Source organism: Actinokineospora sp. PR83, assembly GCF_021056305.1.
In the GTDB taxonomy this organism is placed as follows: domain Bacteria; phylum Actinomycetota; class Actinomycetes; order Mycobacteriales; family Pseudonocardiaceae; genus Actinokineospora; species Actinokineospora spheciospongiae.
In genome coordinates this window covers 69,897-87,528 of record NZ_JAJCXD010000024.1, presented here as the reverse complement: position 1 = coordinate 87,528, position 17,632 = coordinate 69,897, and the positions used below count along the sequence as shown (strand labels likewise).

General features: G+C 74.6%; 13 protein-coding genes. 8 read left to right on the top strand and 5 right to left on the bottom strand.

Annotation, left to right across the window (positions count from 1 at the left end):
• The first annotated feature begins 521 nt into the window (after positions 1 to 521).
• The 6 genes from L6E12_RS07875 (at position 522) to L6E12_RS07850 (ending at position 9,319) form a co-directional block, all read left to right on the top strand.
• Entirely contained in the window at positions 522 to 2,450 is a 1,929-nt protein-coding gene (locus tag L6E12_RS07875) for a trypsin-like peptidase domain-containing protein (RefSeq protein WP_236227220.1), read from the top strand.
• Entirely contained in the window at positions 2,447 to 4,519 is a 2,073-nt protein-coding gene (locus L6E12_RS07870) for a tetratricopeptide repeat protein (protein ID WP_236227219.1), read from the top strand. Before L6E12_RS07875 ends, L6E12_RS07870 begins: the two co-directional genes overlap by 4 nt.
• Before the next feature lie 10 nt (positions 4,520 to 4,529).
• On the top strand, positions 4,530 to 5,948 hold the full coding sequence (locus L6E12_RS07865; protein ID WP_236227218.1) for a VWA domain-containing protein: 1,419 nt from the start codon (positions 4,530 to 4,532) through the stop codon (positions 5,946 to 5,948).
• Positions 5,945 to 6,997: a hypothetical protein gene (locus tag L6E12_RS07860; protein ID WP_236227217.1), complete on the top strand. Its 1,053-nt coding sequence runs from the start codon at positions 5,945 to 5,947 to the stop codon at positions 6,995 to 6,997. Before L6E12_RS07865 ends, L6E12_RS07860 begins: the two co-directional genes overlap by 4 nt.
• Positions 6,994 to 8,241: an ABC transporter substrate-binding protein gene (locus L6E12_RS07855; protein WP_236227216.1), complete on the top strand. Its 1,248-nt coding sequence runs from the start codon at positions 6,994 to 6,996 to the stop codon at positions 8,239 to 8,241. The genes L6E12_RS07860 and L6E12_RS07855 overlap by 4 nt, the downstream gene beginning before the upstream one ends.
• A gap of 163 nt (positions 8,242 to 8,404) precedes the next feature.
• On the top strand, positions 8,405 to 9,319 hold the full coding sequence (locus L6E12_RS07850; protein ID WP_236227215.1) for a polyprenol monophosphomannose synthase: 915 nt from the start codon (positions 8,405 to 8,407) through the stop codon (positions 9,317 to 9,319).
• Here L6E12_RS07850 and L6E12_RS07845 read toward each other — a convergent pair.
• Positions 9,313 to 9,678 carry an RNA-binding S4 domain-containing protein gene (locus L6E12_RS07845; protein WP_236227214.1) on the bottom strand — a complete coding sequence of 122 codons (366 nt, stop codon included), beginning with the start codon at positions 9,676 to 9,678 and terminating at the stop codon, positions 9,313 to 9,315. The two genes, L6E12_RS07850 and L6E12_RS07845, sit on opposite strands and share 7 nt — an antisense overlap.
• A gap of 232 nt (positions 9,679 to 9,910) precedes the next feature.
• Here L6E12_RS07845 and L6E12_RS07840 point away from each other — a divergent pair, with 232 nt between their 5' ends.
• Entirely contained in the window at positions 9,911 to 10,762 is an 852-nt protein-coding gene (locus L6E12_RS07840) for an endo alpha-1,4 polygalactosaminidase (RefSeq protein WP_236227213.1), read from the top strand.
• A gap of 66 nt (positions 10,763 to 10,828) precedes the next feature.
• Here L6E12_RS07840 and L6E12_RS07835 read toward each other — a convergent pair whose 3' ends face one another.
• The 4 genes from L6E12_RS07835 to L6E12_RS07820 all read right to left on the bottom strand — a co-directional run bounded on the left by L6E12_RS07835 (position 10,829) and on the right by L6E12_RS07820 (position 16,606).
• Positions 10,829 to 11,494: a DUF5825 family protein gene (locus L6E12_RS07835; protein ID WP_236227212.1), complete on the bottom strand. Its 666-nt coding sequence runs from the start codon at positions 11,492 to 11,494 to the stop codon at positions 10,829 to 10,831.
• Complete coding sequence (locus tag L6E12_RS07830) at positions 11,491 to 13,389, bottom strand: RiPP maturation radical SAM C-methyltransferase (RefSeq protein ID WP_236227211.1); 1,899 nt, start codon at positions 13,387 to 13,389, stop codon at positions 11,491 to 11,493. The genes L6E12_RS07835 and L6E12_RS07830 overlap by 4 nt, the downstream gene beginning before the upstream one ends.
• Positions 13,390 to 13,586: 197 nt before the next feature.
• The gene (locus L6E12_RS07825; RefSeq protein ID WP_236227210.1) at positions 13,587 to 15,356 is read right to left on the bottom strand and encodes an alpha/beta fold hydrolase; all 1,770 of its coding nucleotides are present in this window, start codon (positions 15,354 to 15,356) and stop codon (positions 13,587 to 13,589) included.
• Positions 15,357 to 15,361: 5 nt separating this feature from the next.
• Positions 15,362 to 16,606 (bottom strand): MFS transporter, encoded by a 1,245-nt coding sequence (locus tag L6E12_RS07820; protein WP_236227209.1) that lies wholly within the window; start codon positions 16,604 to 16,606, stop codon positions 15,362 to 15,364.
• Between the two features lie 377 nt (positions 16,607 to 16,983).
• On the opposite strand from L6E12_RS07820, the gene L6E12_RS07815 reads away from it, so the two are divergent.
• Positions 16,984 to 17,628: a DUF6000 family protein gene (locus tag L6E12_RS07815; RefSeq protein WP_236227208.1), complete on the top strand. Its 645-nt coding sequence runs from the start codon at positions 16,984 to 16,986 to the stop codon at positions 17,626 to 17,628.
• The last annotated feature ends 4 nt before the right edge of the window (positions 17,629 to 17,632 follow it).

Sequence of the window (17,632 nt, the reverse complement as noted above, 5' to 3'; positions counted from 1 at the left end):
AGCCGACGACCACCCACCAACCGGGCCGGGCCGCCGGCCACCCGAATCCCACCGCGCGCAGCCGCCAACCACCCCACCAACTGCCAGCCAGGTAGCCCGCCACGCCAAACCCCACTGGGCGCAGCGAAAGCCAGCCACCCTCGCAACCGCCGGCCCGGCTAAGCAGATGCCCGGGTGGGTGGATGTGCTTGGGTGGGGGAAGCGATCATGTGCAAGCCTGCCCGGGCTGTGGGGCATCCCTTCAGCCCCACTCGGTCACACTGGGCACATGATCGCTGTAGGGGCCCCGCCCAAGCAGATCCACCCACCCGGGCACGCCCCCGAAAATCCCGACTCTTGAGCCGACAGCACACGGAGCGATCCCGGCGAAGCGAATCCACCCACCCGAGCGCCGGACCCCGCACGGACCTGTCCCTCCACTGTGGACAGAATGCCACCGGGGCGCGAACTCGACTAATCCGATCGGGCGACGCGGCGGCAAGTGGGTCCGTGGGCCGTACGGTGGTGACTATGGTCACGGCATGCCGAGCGCGGACGCGGGTGACGAGCCCTGGTGCGCGCGGGTTCGCGACGACACCGGGGAGGTGCTCGGGGCCGGGGTCGTCCTGGGCGGCACGCATCTGCTGACCTGCGCACACGTTGTCGAGGGGGTCGACGCGGTGGTGGTGGAGCTGCCGATCGCCGGGGTGTCGGCGCGGGCTCGGGTGGCGCCCGGCCGGACCGTCCCGCCGCAACCCGACGAGCGCGGCGACGTCGCACTGCTGCCGCTGGACCGGGCGGTCCGGGCGGCCGACGGGGCGGTGCTGCGGTGGGTCGCGCCGTACCGCGGGCGGACCGTGTGCGCGTTCGGCTTCCCGCTCGACACCGAGCACGGGGTGTGGGCGTCGGCGCGGTTGGCCGGGACGGCCGGGCCCGGGGCGGAGTGGGTGCAGCTCGACACCCTCGGCGACCGGCGGATCACCGCGGGGTTCAGCGGGTCGGCGGTGTTCGACGACGAGCACGGCGACGTGCTGGGCATCGTGGTGGGCAGGCACACCGGCGAGTCCGGGCTGGCCTGGATGATCCCCGTGGAGACCATCGGCCGCTACCTGCCGGAGGCCAGGCGCTGGTTCGAGACCGAGCCCCCGGCCGACGCCTCCTTCACCAGCGGCCCGGTCGACGGCGGCGACCGGGTGGACCTCAACCACTGGCTGGCGCACAAGCCCGGCGGCAGCGTGCTGGTCCTCGTCGGCGCCGAGGTCGACGCGCTGCGCCGGGCGGTGGTGGGGTCGAGCCGGGAATCGCAGCCGGGCAGGCCGGGTGCTCCGCCGCTGGACAGCATCGACCTGGCCGTGGACGCCACCGGTCGGACCGCCGTGGAGGTGGCGACCCGCGTCCTGGGCCGCACCGGTGCCCGGGTCGGCGGCGACCCGGTGCGGCAGGTGCGGCTGGAGACCCCGCCGATGACCCTCGCGGTGGACGGCGTCGACCTCGCCCACGACCCGGAGCGGCTGCTGGCGGGTGTGCTGGACCCGCTGGCGGCCCGGGGTTCCCGGCTGATCATCGGCTTCCGCGAGCCCGGCGGCCTGGCCACCCGCACCCGGGGTCGGCAGCCGGGTGGGACCGCCGCCCGCCGCGCCCAGCACACCGCCGACCTGCGCGCCCTCGCCGCCGCCGAGGCCGACCTGCTGCGGCTGGCCAGGGAGGCCGGCGCCCCGCCCGGCAGGCTCCGGGCCGCTTCCCTGCGCCCCGCCCTGTCCCCCGGGGCGGAGGTGGACCTCGACGACTGCGCGGCGGACATCGCCAGGGCGCACCGCGCGGTGCGCGCCGAACGCGAGCGGCTCGAACGCAACCGGCTCACCCCCGGCCGCGAACGCACCGACCAGCGCGGACCACTCGACTCCCCTCGGCCCCCCGACACCCGACACCCCGCGGAACGCCACCGCCAGGAGCACGCCGACCCGCACAACGGTCCCCAGGCACGCGACCACGGCGCGGGAGAACGCCACCGGCCCAAACACCACGAACGCGCCGACCCGCACGGGCCGTCCAACGGCGCCCAAGCCCCCGACCACCGCCGCACCGGATGGGAGCGACCCGACCGCGGCCACGCCGACCCGCACGGGCCGCTCGACACCACTCAACCCCCCGACCACCGCCGCACCGGATGGGAGCGACCCGACCGCGGGCAGGCCGACCCGCGCGGACCACTCGACACCGCCCAACCCCCCGACCACCGCCGCGCCGGGCGGGAACGGATCGATCCCCGGCGCGAGCGCGCCGACCTGCGCGGGCTGCTCGACGCCACCCGGGCCCAGGTGGTCGACCACGGGCTCGCCGAGGACGTCGACCTCGACACCCGCTACCGCGAGGCCGTCCACCACCTGGCCCACTCCGACCTGCCCCGGTCCCGCGTCGCCGTCTCCGCCTACCGCAGGGCCGTGCGGGAAGCGGTCGAGGGGGACCGATGACCCCCTGCGCCGACTGCGCGAAGACGATCGACCCGGCCACCGGCCACTGCCTGCGCTGCGGCAGGCGCCCGGCGGCTCCGACCCCGCCCGTCCCCCGGCCGGACGCCGACCCGCTCGCGCTGCCCACCTTCCCCTTCCCCGACCCGACCAGCCGCATCCGCCCCGACCTGCGGGCGACCGACACCACCCACCACTGCCGCACCTGCCGCGAGCGCCTGCCGCGCCGGGAGGCGGGTTTCTGCACCCGGTGCGGCACGCGGTTCTCCTTCCGGCCGACGCTGAGCAGGCACGCGGTGGTGGACGACCGCTACCACGTGCTGGGGCCGTTCGCGCACGGCGGCCTGGGTTGGCTCTACCTGGCCGAGGACCGGCACCTGGACGACAACATCGTCGTCCTCAAAGGACTGATCGACCCGGCGCACCGGGAACTGGCCGAAACCGAGCGGCGGATGCTGACCACGGTCGAGCACCAGAACATCGTGCGCATCCACAACTTCGTCGCCCACCGCGACCCGGCCACCGGGGAGCTGCACGACTACATCGTCATGGACTACGTGCCCGGGCTGACGCTCGCGGACATCGGCGCCAGCGGGCTGCCGGACGAGCCACTGCGGGCCGAGCACGTGGCGACCTTCGGGTTGCGCGTGCTGGCCGCGCTGGACTACCTGCACGGGCGGGGCTTGGTCTACTGCGACCTGAAGCCGGAGAACGTGATCCTGCGCCCGGGCGGCGGCGGGCCGGGCGACAGCCGGATCAAGGTGATCGACCTGGGCGGGGTGCGCCGGATCGGCGACCGCGACGACGTGCACACCGACGGCTACCGGGTGCCGGAGGAGGAGATCGCGGAGCACGGGGCGACCGTCGCCTCCGACATCCACACCGTCGGCAGGACGCTGCAGTGGTTGCTGCGCGCGTGCGCCGAGCACGACGCGGACCGGGTTCGGGTGGGCACCGAGGCGTTCGAGCTGCTCGCGGCCCGCGCCGCGCACCCCGACCGGGATCGCCGGTTCGCCTCGGCGCGCGAGCTGGCCGAGCAGTTGCGCAAGGTGCGCGGGCAGGTCGCCGCGCTGCGCGACGGCAAGCCCAGGGTCACCCGCTCCACCCGGTTCAGCCCGGCCACCGGTCTGCTCGACGCCGGGCTCGGGGCGCTGCCCGGCCTGGACCGGTGGACCCGACCGCGCCCGGACCGGGCCACCCGCGAACCGCTGGACCCCGGCCTGCCCGCGCCCGCCGCCGCCGTTGCGCTGCTGCCGGTGCCGGTCGCCGACCCGACCGCCCTCGACGCCGACCCGCGCAAGCTGCTGGCCGCGCTGAACCGCCCGACCGCCACCGCCGAGGAGGGCTTCGCCCGCTGCCGGGCGCTGCTGGCCGTGGGCGAGGACGAGCAGGCCGAGGCGGAGCTGGGCGAGGTCGCGGCGCTGCCCGACGCGCCGGGCTGGCAGACCGCCTGGCACCGCGGCCTGCTCGCCCTGGCCAGGGGCGAGCGGAAACCGGCGCACGACTGGTTCAGCGAGGTGCACGCCGAGGTGGCGGGGGAGGCCGCGCCGAAGCTGGCGCTGGCCTACTGCGCCGAGCTGGCGGGCGACCTGGACCGGGCGCGCGGGCTGTACACGGCGGTGGCGCTGGTCGAGGGCACGTCCGGCAGCGCGGCGTTCGGGCTGGCCAGGGTGTGCCTGCGGCACGGCGAGCGGGCGGACCGGGCCGGTGCGGTGGCCGCGCTGCGGCGGGTGCCCCGGCTCTCGCCGCACAGCGAGGCGGCGGGCACGGCCGCGGTCCTGGTCCTCACCGGGCACCTGAGCTGCGGCTACCCCGGCCGGGCCGACCTGGCCGCCGCCGCCGAACTGCTGGGGCGGCTCTACCTCGACGGCGGCGAGGCGGACGGGCCGGGCAGGCAGCGGCTGCGCGCGGTGCTCGCCGAGGCCGAGTACGAGAGCACCGGCCGGGCCCGCGCGGCGGCGACCGCGCTGGCGCGCTGCTACCGCGACCTCGCGGGGCAGGCCAGGGACGCGGGCGCCCTCGGCCTGTTCCTCGACCGCGCCCACGCCGTGCGCCCGCGCACCTGGTTCTGAGGAGTCGACGATGGCCGAGGGGTTCGAGCTGGCCGTGCACCACTGGCCGCACCTGGCGCGCGGGGCGACCGAGCTGCACGCCGTCCTGCGGATCACCGGCGGCGGGTCGGTCGGCGCGGCGGCGGGGTCGGTGGAGTCGGCGGTGGTGTTCGCCATCGACTGCTCCGGGTCGATGTGCGACCGCGACGGCGACCGGCCGACCGACCCCACCCGGATCGCCGCGGCCAGGGCGGCCACCGCGGCGGGGATCGACGCCCTGCCGGACGGGAGCTGGTTCGCCGTGGTCGCGGGCACCCACCGGGCGGACGTGGTCTTCCCCGGCGCACCGGAGCTGGTGCGCGCGGACCCCGACACCCGGGCCGCGGCCAAGTCGGCGGTGCGGCACCTCACCGCGTCCGGCGGCACGGCCATGAGCACCTGGCTGCGCGCGGCGGACGAGCTGCTGGCGGGCAGGCCGGACGCGGTGCGGCACGCGATCCTGCTCACTGACGGGAAGAACCAGACCGAGCGGGCGGGCGAGCTGGCCCGCACCCTGGCCGAGGTGCGCGGCCGGTTCGTCTGCGACGCGCGCGGCATCGGCACCGACTGGGACCCCGAGGACGTGCGGGCCATCGCGGAGGCGACGCACGGCACGGCGGACTCGGTGCGCGCCGCGGCGGACCTGACCGGGGACTTCGCCGCCACCCTGCGCACCGCCCTCGGCCGCACCGTGCCCGACCTGCGGCTGCGGGTGCGCACCGCCGGGTTCGCCACCGTGGGCCTGCTGCGCCAGGTGCACCCCGCGACCGCGGACCTCGTCGGCGTGCCCGCGGCGGACGGGTGGGGCGTGGAGTACCCGACCGGGGCCTGGGGCGCGGAGTCGCGCGAGTACCACCTGCGGCTCGACCTGGACCCGACCGGCTACGACGTCGAGGAGCAGTTGCTGGCCGCGTCGCTGGACCTGGTGCCCGGGGCGCCGGGGGCGACCGCGCGCCCGGTGCTGATGTGCTGGACCGACGACGTGCAGCGGTCGAGCCACGTCGACCCCGGGGTCAGCCACTACACCGGGCAGGCGGACCTGAGCGCGGCGATGATCGCGGGCTACGACGCCCACGACCGCGGCGACCACGAGGCGGCCCGGCGCGAGTGGGGCCAGGCGCTGGCCCTGGCGACCGGGCTGGGGAACACCGGGGCGGTGCGGCTGCTGGAGCGGCTGGTCGAGGTCGTCGACGGCGAGGTGCGCCTGCGGCCGGACATCGCGGCGGCGGACGTGCTGCGGCTGGGGGTCAGGTCGAACCACAGCGTCCGGGCGCCGCGGGTGCGCCCGGAGCGGTCGGAACCGCCCGCGGCCACCGGTCCCCCGCGCGCCTGCCACGAGTGCGCCGACCCGCTGGCCCCGGTCGACCTGTTCTGCGCGGGCTGCGGCACCCGAGCGGCGGAGCGGGCGTGAGCACGACGAGGCGGGCGCTGTGGGCGCTGCTGGTGTCCCTGGTGCTGACCGCCACGACCGCCTGCGGCGCCGCCTGGTGGCTCTACGACCGGCTGAGCAGCACGACCGAGACCGTGCGCGACCGGACCGGCCCCGCCGTGCAGGACCTGGCCGCGGCCCGGTCGGCGCTGGCCGAGGCGCACCGGGAGGCGCTGACCGCGTTCGCCTCCGGGCAGGCCGGGCTGGTGGGGCCGGGTGAGCGGTACCAGGACCGGATCGCGGCGGTCAGCCAGAGCCTGACCAGGGTCGCGAGCGCCACCGCCACCGGTGACCGGCTCCAGGTGGCCGAGGGCCTGCTGATCGCCTACATCGGGGCGGTCGAGCAGGCCGACGCGAACCACCGGGTGGCCGGGGGACCGACCCGGGTCGTCGTCGCGGACCTGGTCTACGCCGCCCGCCTGAGCGGCCAGGTGCTCGATGAACTGGACGGGGTGCTGGCCGAGCAGCGGCTCGACGACTCGGCCGGGGTCCGGGTGGGGCTGTGGTGGTGGCTGGGCACGGTCCCGCTGCTGCTGGCGCTCGTCGGCACCCAGGTCTGGCTGGGCACCCGGTTCCGGCGGACGCTGAACCCCTGGCTGCTGGCGGCGACCGCGGTGGCGTTGGCGTTCGCCGTCCTGGGCGCCGGGTGGGCCACCGCGGCGGGCACGGCGCTGACCGAGGGCACCGGCACGCTGCGCGGCACGGTCGTGGCCTGGGAGCAGCGGACCCGGACCCACGTCGCCGAGGGCGCGCGGACGCTCAAGTCGCTGCTCCCGGCCGACTGCCCGCGGTGCGCGGTGGCGGTGGCCGACCTGACCGCCGAGCCCGTCGCCCCGGCCGACCCGACGTCGGAGGCCGCGATCACCGCGGACGGGAGGGCGGCGGCGGAGCACTTCGACCGGGCCGCCGACACCGGGCGGCTCGCGTGGGCCGCGGGCGGCGCGTTCGCGCTGCTGCTCGGGCTCGGCGCCGTGGCGCTGTCGAGGTACCTGCTGGAATACCGCTTCCGCCCCCGGGGGGGTGCCAGGTGAGGCGATTCGCGGCAGGGCTGACCGTTGTGCTCCTGGTGGTGTCGGGGTGCTCGGCGGTGCGCGCCCAGAAGGCGCTGGTGGTGATGGCGGCGTGGGCGAGCGGCCCGGAGCGGGCGACGGTCGAGAAGGTGCTCGCGGCCTTCACCCGGGACACCGGGATCCGCACGGAGTTCGTGGGCACCCGCGCCATCACCCAGGTGTTGCAGTCCGACGTGCGCAAGGGCACCCCGCCGGACGTGGCGATCCTGCCCAGCCCCGGCGACCTGGCCGGGTACGCGCGGGCGGGCGCGCTGACCCCGCTGGACGCCGTGTTCCCCGCCCGGGTGGTGGCGGTGGGCGAGCAGTGGTCGCAACTGGAGCAGGTGGGCACCCCGGACCGGTTCGGGGTGGCGGTGAAGGTCGACCTCAAGAGCGCGCTCTGGTACGACCCGAGCCGGTTGGCGAAGCCGCCGAGGACGGCGGCCGAGCTGCGCGCGTTCGGCCGGTCGAGACCGGAGGCCTGGTGCCTGGGCCTGGCGGGCGTGCCTGCCTCCGGCTGGCCCGGCACGGACTGGGTCGAGGACATCCTGCTGCACCAGGCGGGCCCCGAGGTCTACCGGGCGTGGACGGCGGGCACGCTCGCCTGGACCGACCCCCGGGTGCGCGCCGCCTGGGAGACCTGGGGCGAGCTGATCGGCGGGGCGGTCAGCGGCGGACCCGGCACCGCCCTGCTCACCGACTACGACGACGCGGGCCGGGGGTTGTTCAGCACCCCGCCGAGCTGCTCGCTCGACCACCAGGCGTCCTTCATCACCGGCGCCTACGTCGAGTACCTCAACGGCCACTCCTACGCCTTCACCAGGTTCCCCCCGCTGGCGGACGTCGCCCCCGCCTCGGTGGTGTCGGCCGACCTGGCGGCGATCTTCCGCGACAGCCCGCAGGCCCGGCGGCTGGTGGAGTTCCTCGCCTCCGACACCGCCCAGGGGCTCTGGGCGCAGGACGGCGCCTACTCCGCCAGCCGCACCCTGCCCGGCTCGGCCGGGCGCACCGGCACCCGCGCCGAGGTGACCGGCATCCTGACCTCGGACGACGCGCTCTGCTTCGACGGCGCGGACCTGATGCCCGCCACCATGCGCACCGCGTTCTACCGGGCGGTGCTGCGGTTCGTGGACGAGCCGGGCACCCTCGACACCCTCCTCGCCCAGCTCGACACCGTCCGGACCGGCGCGGGCGAGAAGACCTGGCTCGACGTCCCCTGCGGCTGACCCGGCCGAGTCCCGCCCCGACAGTCGCTTGAGGACAGTCGACGACCGCGCCGCGACGCGCCGGTTCCGGGTCGGTGACCGCGCTCGGAGCGATCCGATACCGTGTCCGGAGTGGTCTGCGCGGGCCACCACAGCGGGGAGAAGGGCGCGAGGGCGAACACTCATGGCAGAGAGCACTCCGAAGGTCACGGTTGTCATCCCCACCTACAACGAGCGGGAGAACCTGCCGAAGGTGGTCGAACTGCTGACCGGGCTGGGGGTGCCGAACCTCGGGATCGTCGTGGTGGACGACAACTCCCCCGACGGCACCGGCGAGGTCGCCGACGGGCTCGCCGCGGCGGCACCGGGGACGGTGGGAGTCCTGCACCGCACCGAGAAGGACGGCCTGGGCCGCGCCTACGTCGCCGGGATGAGCAGGGCGCTGGCCGAGGGCGCGGACGTCGTCGTGCAGATGGACGCCGACCTGTCGCACCCGGTCGAGGCCGTGCCGGTGATGCTGGAAACCCTCGCCACCACCGACGCCGCCGTGGTGCTCGGCTCCCGCTACGTCGACGGCGGGTCCGTCGCGGGCGAGTGGGCGTGGCACCGCAAGGCGCTCTCGGCGTGGGCGAACTTCTACGTGGACACCATCCTGCGGCTCGGGGTGAAGGACGCGACCGCCGGGTTCAAGGCGTGGCGCGCGGACGCCCTGCGCGCCATCGACATCGCCTCGGTGCGCAGCAACGGGTACGCGTTCCAAGTGGAGATGAACCACCGCGTGGTGCGGCTGGGGATGCGCATCGCGGAGGTCCCGATCCGGTTCGAGGAGCGCACCGAGGGCCAGTCGAAGATGAGCTTCGCCGTGCAACTGGAATCGGCGGCGATGCCGTGGAAGCTGCGCTTCACCAAGCCCGGAGCGGGTGAGCCCGGCACGGCGGAACCCGCGAGCACGCCCGAGGTCGGCGGCGAGGCCACGCCCACGGGCACCGCGGGGCAGGCGCCCGGGGCAGCGCCCTCGGACGCGGCCGAGGGCCACGGCGAGGCCGAGCGCGCAGGCGGGGCGGTGCCCTCGGGCACCGGCAAGCCGGAGGCTCAGTAGCCGCCCGCGCGGAACTGGTCGAGGATGCGGCGCTCACGCTTGGTCGGCCTGCCCGCGCCGCGATCGCGGCGGGCCACCGGCACGACGGCGTCCGGGGGCGGAGCGGGGGTGTGGTCGAGGAAGCAGGTCGCCGCGTCCGGCGGGCCGACCCGCTTCTGGATCACCCGCACCACCTCGATCACCCTGGTCCGGCCGTTGAGGTGGGCGCGGATCTCGTCACCGGGCACGACCACCGTCGCGGGCTTGGCCGGGCGGTCGTTGACGCGCACGTGACCGCCGCGGCAGGCCGCGGCGGCGTCCGGTCGGGTCTTGGTCAGCCGGACCGCCCACAGCCAGCGGTCGACACGGGTGGACTCCACACCGACCGACCCTACTCGGCCGGGTACTCGTCGTGCCTGCGATTTCGGGTGTGCGCGTCCCCGGGCGGACGGACGTCGTCGACCATGGGCTCCTCCTGTCGTCGGGGCACCCGCTCTGCCCGCCGGGGCCCCACCCGCACGACCGCGCCGGAGACCGGACCACAGATCCCGACGCCGCCACCGGACTCGTGGAGTCGGGCTCGCCAAGGGCTGCCCGGCAGCGGCGTGCCCGGTGAGCGCCGAGGTCCATAGCTGTCTGGAGTCCACCATGCAGGTCCGCACCGCACTCCTGGTCTGCGCCGCGGTGGCGCTCACCGCGTGCGCCCCGCCGCAGTCGTCGAGTCCCCCTGCGGGGACGAGCACCCCCCAGTCGCGGCCGGTCGCCCCGCCACCGGCCGGAGGCGGGGTCGACTACCAGTTGGCGCAGGGCTACCCGCCCGCTCCCGGTGTGGAGATCGTCATCCGCGACCACGCCGCCCCGCCCGAACCGGGCCTGTACAACATCTGCTACGTCAACGCGTTCCAGGCCCAGCCCGGCGCCGAGGCCGAGTGGGGTGACCTGGTGCTGCGCGATGCCACCGGGTCCGCGGTCGTGGACGAGGACTGGGGCGAGGCCCTGCTCGACCTGCGCACACCGGACAAGCGCGACCGGGTCGCGGCGAAGGTGAACGCCTGGATCGACGAGTGCGCCGCCAAGGGCTTCCAGGCGGTCGAGCCGGACAACTTCGACAGCTTCACCCGATCACGCGGACTGCTCTCGGCCGCCGACGCCCAGGACTTCATCCGCCTGCTCTCCGCGCACGCCCACGACACGGGACTGGCCATCGGTCAGAAGAACACCTCTGAACTCGCCCCCGACCGCGAACGCAACGGCCTGGACTTCGCCGTGGCCGAGGAGTGCGGCGAGCAGGGCGACTGCGACGAGTACACCGCCGCGTTCGACGACCGGGTGATCGTCATCGAGTACACCGACAGCGGCCTGACCGCCGCGTGCTCCCGCTGGGGGGATGCGCTGAGCATCGTCCGCCGCGACCGCGACGTGCTGCCCGCGGACGAGCCCGGCCACCTCCGCGAGACCTGCTGACGCACCACCGGACCACCCGGACGCCTCCGGTCGCGCCCGCCCGACCGCGGTCGGGCCGGCGGCGGGTCAGACGATCATCGACGGCCAGGGCCAGCGGCGGACCCGGTAGGGCAGCCACCAGGCGAGGTCGTCCGCGGTGCCGACCAGGCCCTCCTCGATGAGGTGGGCGAGGACGTCCGGCGGCACCGAGTCGGACGGGGCACCGGGGATCAGGGTCTCCACGGCGGTGAGGTAGCGCGGATCGTCGATGACGAAGCGGGACAGGTCGCCCGCCCTGCGGTCCCGGACCTCCAGGAAGCCCGGGCCGTGCCGGTGGATGCACTTGCACAGGTAGTGGGTCTCGCGCCACCGCCTGAGGACCTCCTCGGCCTCGGGGTGGTCCGGCATGGCGCGCGGCGGGTGGAGGTGGTTCAAGCGCAGCCACACGTCCCGGTGCTTGCCCCACAGCACGGTCCAGTCGTAGGCGACGCTCCAACCGGTCAGCTCGCGCAGGAAGACCATCAGCCACACCAGGGTCCTGGCGTCCATCCCGCCGGTGAGGTCCAGCGGGCTGCCCACGGAGACCTTGCGGACTCCTCGGGCGTACAGGTCTGCAGCCGCGGTCTGCGGGTCGCCGGAGGCGGGCTGTTCGCCCATCGCCATGTCCGGCAGACCCAGGACGGCGTTGTCGTGGTCGCGCCAGAGCAGCAGGGGGATCGGGGCGGGGTGGAGGTCGAGGGTGGGGGCGCTCACGCGGGCACCTCCTCCAGGTCGGGCTGGGCGTGCTCCGGGTCGGTGTCGGGTCGGGGGAGCTTCATCAGGTCCTGGTTGCGGGAGATCGGTGCCACGTGGACGTAGGTGTCGCACTCGGTGAACAGCACGCCGAGCCGCAGCCACCGCGCCAGGGTGTCCGCGACCCGACCCGGGTCCGCGGCGAGCCCGGCCGCGGCGAGCTTGCGGGACAGCGCGGCGGGGGCGTGCGGTTGGTCGAGCAGGCGGAACAGGGCGACCTCCCACGGGTCGTCCAGCCGCAGGCTCGTCCAGTCGAAGCCCGTGCGGCGGCTGACGAGCAGGATGCGGTCGCCGAGGTCGGTGTGGGTGAGCCTGCTGGTGGGGAACTCGGCCTGCCAGCGGCGGGCGGCGGCGCGCAGCCGGTCCCCGGTGCGCTCACCGACGCCGAGCATGGCGGAGGTGAACAGGTAGGCCAGGTCCATCAGCTCGGTGCGCGGCAGGTCGTAGTTCATCGCGTACTGGGTGCCGGGGGCGAGCTCGGCGAACCCGAGTTCCGGGCGGTTGAAGTACGGGCTGAACCGCTCGATGACGATCCGGGCGACGCCCTCCACCGGGGGCAGGTGGTGCAGGGCGGGCATCTGCTCGATCACCGACTCGTAGTCGTCCTCCGCCTCGCCGGGGAACCCGTAGAGGTAGTTCCAGGCGATGGACAGGCCCTCCGACGCCGCGTCGCGCAGCATCCGCGCGTTGTGGCAGCCGGTCACGCCCTTGTCCATGATCTTGAGGACCCGGCTGTTGAGGTTCTCGATCCCCGGCTGCACGTTGACCAGCCCGGCCGCGGCGAGCGTGGCGAGCTGGCCGCGGTTCATGTTGGACTTGATCTCGTACTGCATCCGCAGGTCGTAGCCGGACTCGATGATCGCGGGCAGCAGGGTGCGCACGTAGCCCATGTCCAGGATGTTGTCCACGACGAACATGTCCAGCACCTGGTGCTCGCGCACCAGGTGCACGATCTCGTCCCAGAAGACCTCCGGGCTCTTGCTGCGGAACTGCATGAACGACCCGTTGAGCCCGCAGAAGGTGCAGTGGTGCTTCTCCCCCCACCAGCAGCCGCGGGCGCCCTCCACGACCAGCTTCGGGTCCACCCAGTCGCGCACCACCGACTCGTCGAGGCGCTCGAAGTAGCCGTCGTAGTTCGGCGCCACGATCTGCGCGGGCGCCAGCGGGGTGGCCGCCATCGGGTTGACCACCGCGGCCCCGTCCCCGTCCCGCCAGCACAGGCCGGGCACCGCGCCCAGGCCGCCGCCGTCGCGCAGGGCCCGCACCAGGGCGGGGAAGGCGACCTCGCCCTCGCCGCGCAGCACGTGGTCGACGAACGGGAAGTTGCGGTGGATCGCCTCGCCCTGCACGCCGTCGCAGTTCGCCCCGCCCATCGCCACGCGGACGTGCGGGGCGATGCGCTTGAGCGCCCTGGCCACCGCCAGGGCGGGCACGTTCTGCTGGAAGGTGGAGGTGAACCCCACGAGGTCCGGGTTGCGCTCGGCGATGCGCCTGGCGGTCTCCTCGACGAACTCGGCCGCGTTCTCGTGCAGCTCAAGGGCCATCGCGCGCTGCTCGTCCGGCATCGGCACCAGCTCGGCCAGCTCGTCGACGCGCCAGTGCGGGTCGTCGTAGAGCGCCGAGGTGAAGACCCAGTCGCCGACGCCCTGGAAGTAGGTGTCGAGGGAGTAGAAGTAGTAGTCGCGGACGGTGAAGGACCTGCGCTCGGCGATCCAGTCCACGTAGTCCAGGTTGGCCTGCACGACCTCGACCTCGGCGTCGGGCACCGCGCGGCGCACCGCCGTGCTCAGGATGCCGAGCGCCAGCGAGGGCACGTCGATCAGCGCCCACGGCATGTTGATCAGAACGATTCGCACTGCGGCCCGCTTTCGTCGTGCTCGGGTGTGGTTCTCGGGTCTGCCGTGGTGGGGAGGCGGGCGCCCGCCTCCCCACTGCCATCGGGGTGCGGTGTCGTCAGAAACCCACGCTGACGGACACGGTCACCTCGACACTGCGGCTCTGGTCGCGGTTGCCGCTGATCGGGTCGTTCTTGATGACGCGCTTGCGCATGCGTTCACCTCCCTCCCGGGGTCTCGGCGGGGTGCCTGCCCGCCTTCGTCGGGGCGGGCAGCTCCCGCCCTCCCAGCGCCGTGGCCACGAAGCGCACCACGGAGCTGATGACCTGGTGGTGGACCGCGCCGGTGTGGCCCTCGTGGCCGGACCGGGTCCACTGGAGTTCGTGCTCGACACCGCGCGCCGACAGCGCCGCGACGTAGGCGGCCACCTGGTCCGGCGGGCAGCGGTTGTCGTCGGTGGCGGCCAGGACGAGCACCGGCGCGCGCACGGCGGCGACGTGGGTCATCGGGGACGCCGCGGCGTAGGCGGCGGGGCGCTGGTCCGGGTCCCCGCCGAAGATGCGGCGGTCGAGGGCGCGCACCGCGGGGGTGGCGCCGCGGTACGCGGCGGCGTAGTCGGCGATCGGGTTCACGGCCGCGACCGACTGCCAGAGTTCCGGCTGCACGCCCGCGGCGAGCAGGGCGAGGTAGCCGCCCCAGGACGTGCCCACCACCGCCGTCCGGTGCTCGTCGGTGACCCCGGTCCGGACCAGGTGCTCGCGCACGGCGGCGAGGTCGAGGAGCTGCGTGTTCCCCGGGCCGTCGGAGAAGTCGTTGCGCCAGGCCGCGCCGTAGCCGGTGGAGCCGCGGTAGTTCGGCCTGGCCACCGCGCAGCCGATGCCCGCGAAGACCGAGACCAGGGCGTCGTAGGCGTCGTGGGCCGCCGCGTGCGGGCCGCCGTGCAGCAGGAACACGGTGGGGTGCGGCGCGGGTGAGCCCGGCACGGTGAGCAGCGTGTGCACGGGTCCGGCCGGGGTGTCCACCCACACCTCGCCCGGGGTGCCCGCCACGGCCGCGGTCCGGGGGCCGCCGAGCGGTCGCCGCCCGGACGCGGTGCGCAGGTGCGGCGGGTGGGCGGTGTCGGTCCAGACGTGGTGCAGGTCGCCGTCGGGCTGCACCTGGGCGGCCAGGATGGTCCCCCGCTGCGTCGGCAGCAGCGTGTCGGTCCGCCGGTCCAGGTCGAGTTCGCGCAGTTCGGAGCGGGCGTGCCGGTCCCGGCGCACCAGGACCCGGCGGCCGTCGGGGTACCAGGACGGGGCGATCTCGGTGTCGGAGGCGAACCAGGGCAGCTCGCGGATCCCGCCGCCCGGGGTCCACTCGGCCAGGCGGTACTCGGTGTCGCTCGCGGTGGTCAGCAGCAGCCGTTCACCGCCGGGCACGGGCGCGAACCCGGACACCCACAGGCTGCGGTCCGGCAGGCGCAGGGGCAGGTGTTCGCCGGTGGCCACGTCCAGCACCACCGCGGGGACCGGGTCCTCGGGGTCGCGGGCGAGCACGGCCAGGCGGCCGGAGTGGGACAGGTCGACGAGCGTGGCGTAACCGTCGAACTCGCCGATGAGGTCGACCCGGCCGTCCGGGCGCCTCAGGTGGACCGAGAGGCCGTCGTGGCCGACACCGACGGCGGCGGTGCCGTCCGCGGACATGGCGAGCCCGGCCGCGCGACCGGGCGGCAGCCCGGCGTCGACCGCGGCACCGCCGCCGAACGGGGTGATCCGCCAGCGGCCCACCCCGGTGAGGTCGTCGTCGAACCACCACACCCAGGCGCCGGTCGGGTCGATGGCGCAGGTGACGGTGCCCTGCGGCCGGTCGGTGACCTGCCGGGCACCCGCGGTGGTCCAGGCGAACACCTCGCAGCGGCCGTCCACGTCGCCGACGTACACCGCGCGGGTCGGCGCGAACTCGGCGAAGGCGGGTGGTTCCGGGAAGAACACCCGGACGTCGATCTGCACGGCGTTCACTCCCCCGCCTGCTCGGGAACGCGGTCCTGGTCGGGTGCCGCGGTCAGCAACGGCAGGATCGTGGTGGTGTAGAGGGCGATCGCGGTCAGGCCCACCCCGAGCGCAGCCGCGACGAGCCCCGGTGCCAGTGCGGCGACGAGCGCGCCCGCCGCCAGCGGGGCCACCGCGCCCGTCCCCTCCCCCAGGGTGCGCAGGGCGGTCCCGACCCGGCCCTGCATCCCGTCCGGGGTGCTGGCGATCGCCTTGCTCTGGAACGCGATGCTCAACGCGGGCGTGAGCGCCGATACCGCGGCCAGGAGGACCCCCATCACCGCCGGTGGTGGGGTCGCCGTGAACGTGAACGCCACGAGGGCCATCAACCACGAGACGACCAAGACCAGCCTGATCGGCGGGAAGCGGCGCAGCAGGGTGGGCGCGAACAGCGCCCCGCACAGGCCCGCCACGCCCGCGGCGGTGAGCAGCAGGCCGATGGTGGCCGCGGAAGCGCCGTGCAGGCGCGCGACGAGGATGACGTGGAAGTACAGCGCACCCAGCACCAGGTTGACGCCCGCGGCCCACACGGTCATGAACCGCAGGAACGGCACGGCCCACAGGAACCGCACACCGTCGGCGAAGTCCCTGGCGAAGGCGGGCCTGGTGGTCTCCGCCCGCGCGGGCCGCAGGTCCGAGCCGAGGGCACGGGCGCACAGGGCGGCGACGGCGTAGCAGGCCGCGTGCATGAGGAAAGGTGCCCACGGGGCGAGTTGGTACAGGCCGCCGCCGACACCCGGTCCGGCGAGCTTGGCGGCCTTCTCCCTGGCCTGGAGGGCACCGAGCGCGCCTTCCGGGTCGTTCGGCGGGAGGACCGCCCGGATCGCGCCCGACGCGGCGGCCGCGTAGCAGGCGGTGGCCGCGCCCTCCACGACCGCGGCGGTGAACAGCACCGGCAGCGAGGCCCGGCCCGTGAGCACCACCAGGGCGATCGCGCCCGCCGCGCAGGTGGCGACCAAGGCGGAGACCACCATCATCGGTCGGCGCGGCACCCGGTCCGCGTAGACGCCCGCCGCCGGGGAGAGGAGCACCTCGGACAACCCGACCGCGGTGCCCAGGACCCCCGCGGTCACCGGTGAGCCGCCGAGCAGGAGCACCAGCACCGGCAGCACCAGCGCCGAGGCGTGCGAACCGAGCAGGGTGGCCGCGCCACCGAGCCAGAACAGCCGGAAGTCCCGGTGTCCCCGCACGCCCGCCCCGATCACCACCACCCGGTTCTCCTCCAATTCTGCCAAATGCAGGAATTGATCGCGAAAATGAATGCCGCCACATTCGACGAACCCCATCCGAATTGGCGCCCCAGGAGGATAGCGCCGCGATCCGCGCGTTCACATCGGCCATTCAGACCATGTCAAACAAAAGTCTACAATGGACAAAAAGAGTGACTTCAACGAATGCCGGAGGGATTCCATACAGGTTTCAATGGGACGTCGCCATGCGCCGGGTGGAGCAATTCAGAGCCGAGCGCGCACCTCGCCTGGTTTTTTCCAACCAGTGATCCCACGGCTTCGGTTCTCACTTTCGACGATGATCACGGCCTGCCCTCACCGCCGGGCGAGCACGTCCGCGCCTCTGGGAGACTCCGGTCATGAGTTCCCCCGGGACAGGCGACCCCGAACCGCAGGACGTCATCAACCGCTACGTGAACGTCGACGGCGAGGACGGCCAGCGCTACATGACGCTCATGCAGGGGAACCCAGTCGGGCTGGGCGCACCGGGCGGCATGGCTTTCCTGCGGTCGCTGGCCGAGGCGGCGGAGCAGATCACCGACCGCGAACTCGAGGTCCTGCTCGACGCCGACTGGCGGTGCAGGCTCGTCGCGGGCTGGTTGATCGGGGTGGACCGCCGCGAGCGGTTCCGCGCCCCCGTGGGCGCCCGACTGCTGGAGAGCAAGTTCGTCTACGCCGGGCACGGTTACTGCTTCGCGCTCGCCAGGCTCGGCACCGCCGACGACGCCGACATCCTCACCGCCTACCTGGACAACTACCTCCGCGAGACGAACCTGCGGTACGACCAGGACTGGGCGTTCGGCGCCCTCCAGCACATCGACGAGCGCCTGGGCACCCACCGCGCCGCGCGGTTCACGCAGCCGGGAGGGCTCTGGCAGCCGTGGGCCACCGCAAACCGGGCGGACACCACCGACTACAAGCAGCGGGTGGACATCCTGTGCTACCTCGTGCAGGAGGCCGTCGACGCCCACCACGCGAGTCGCGGCACCGGAGAACCCGCCTGACGGT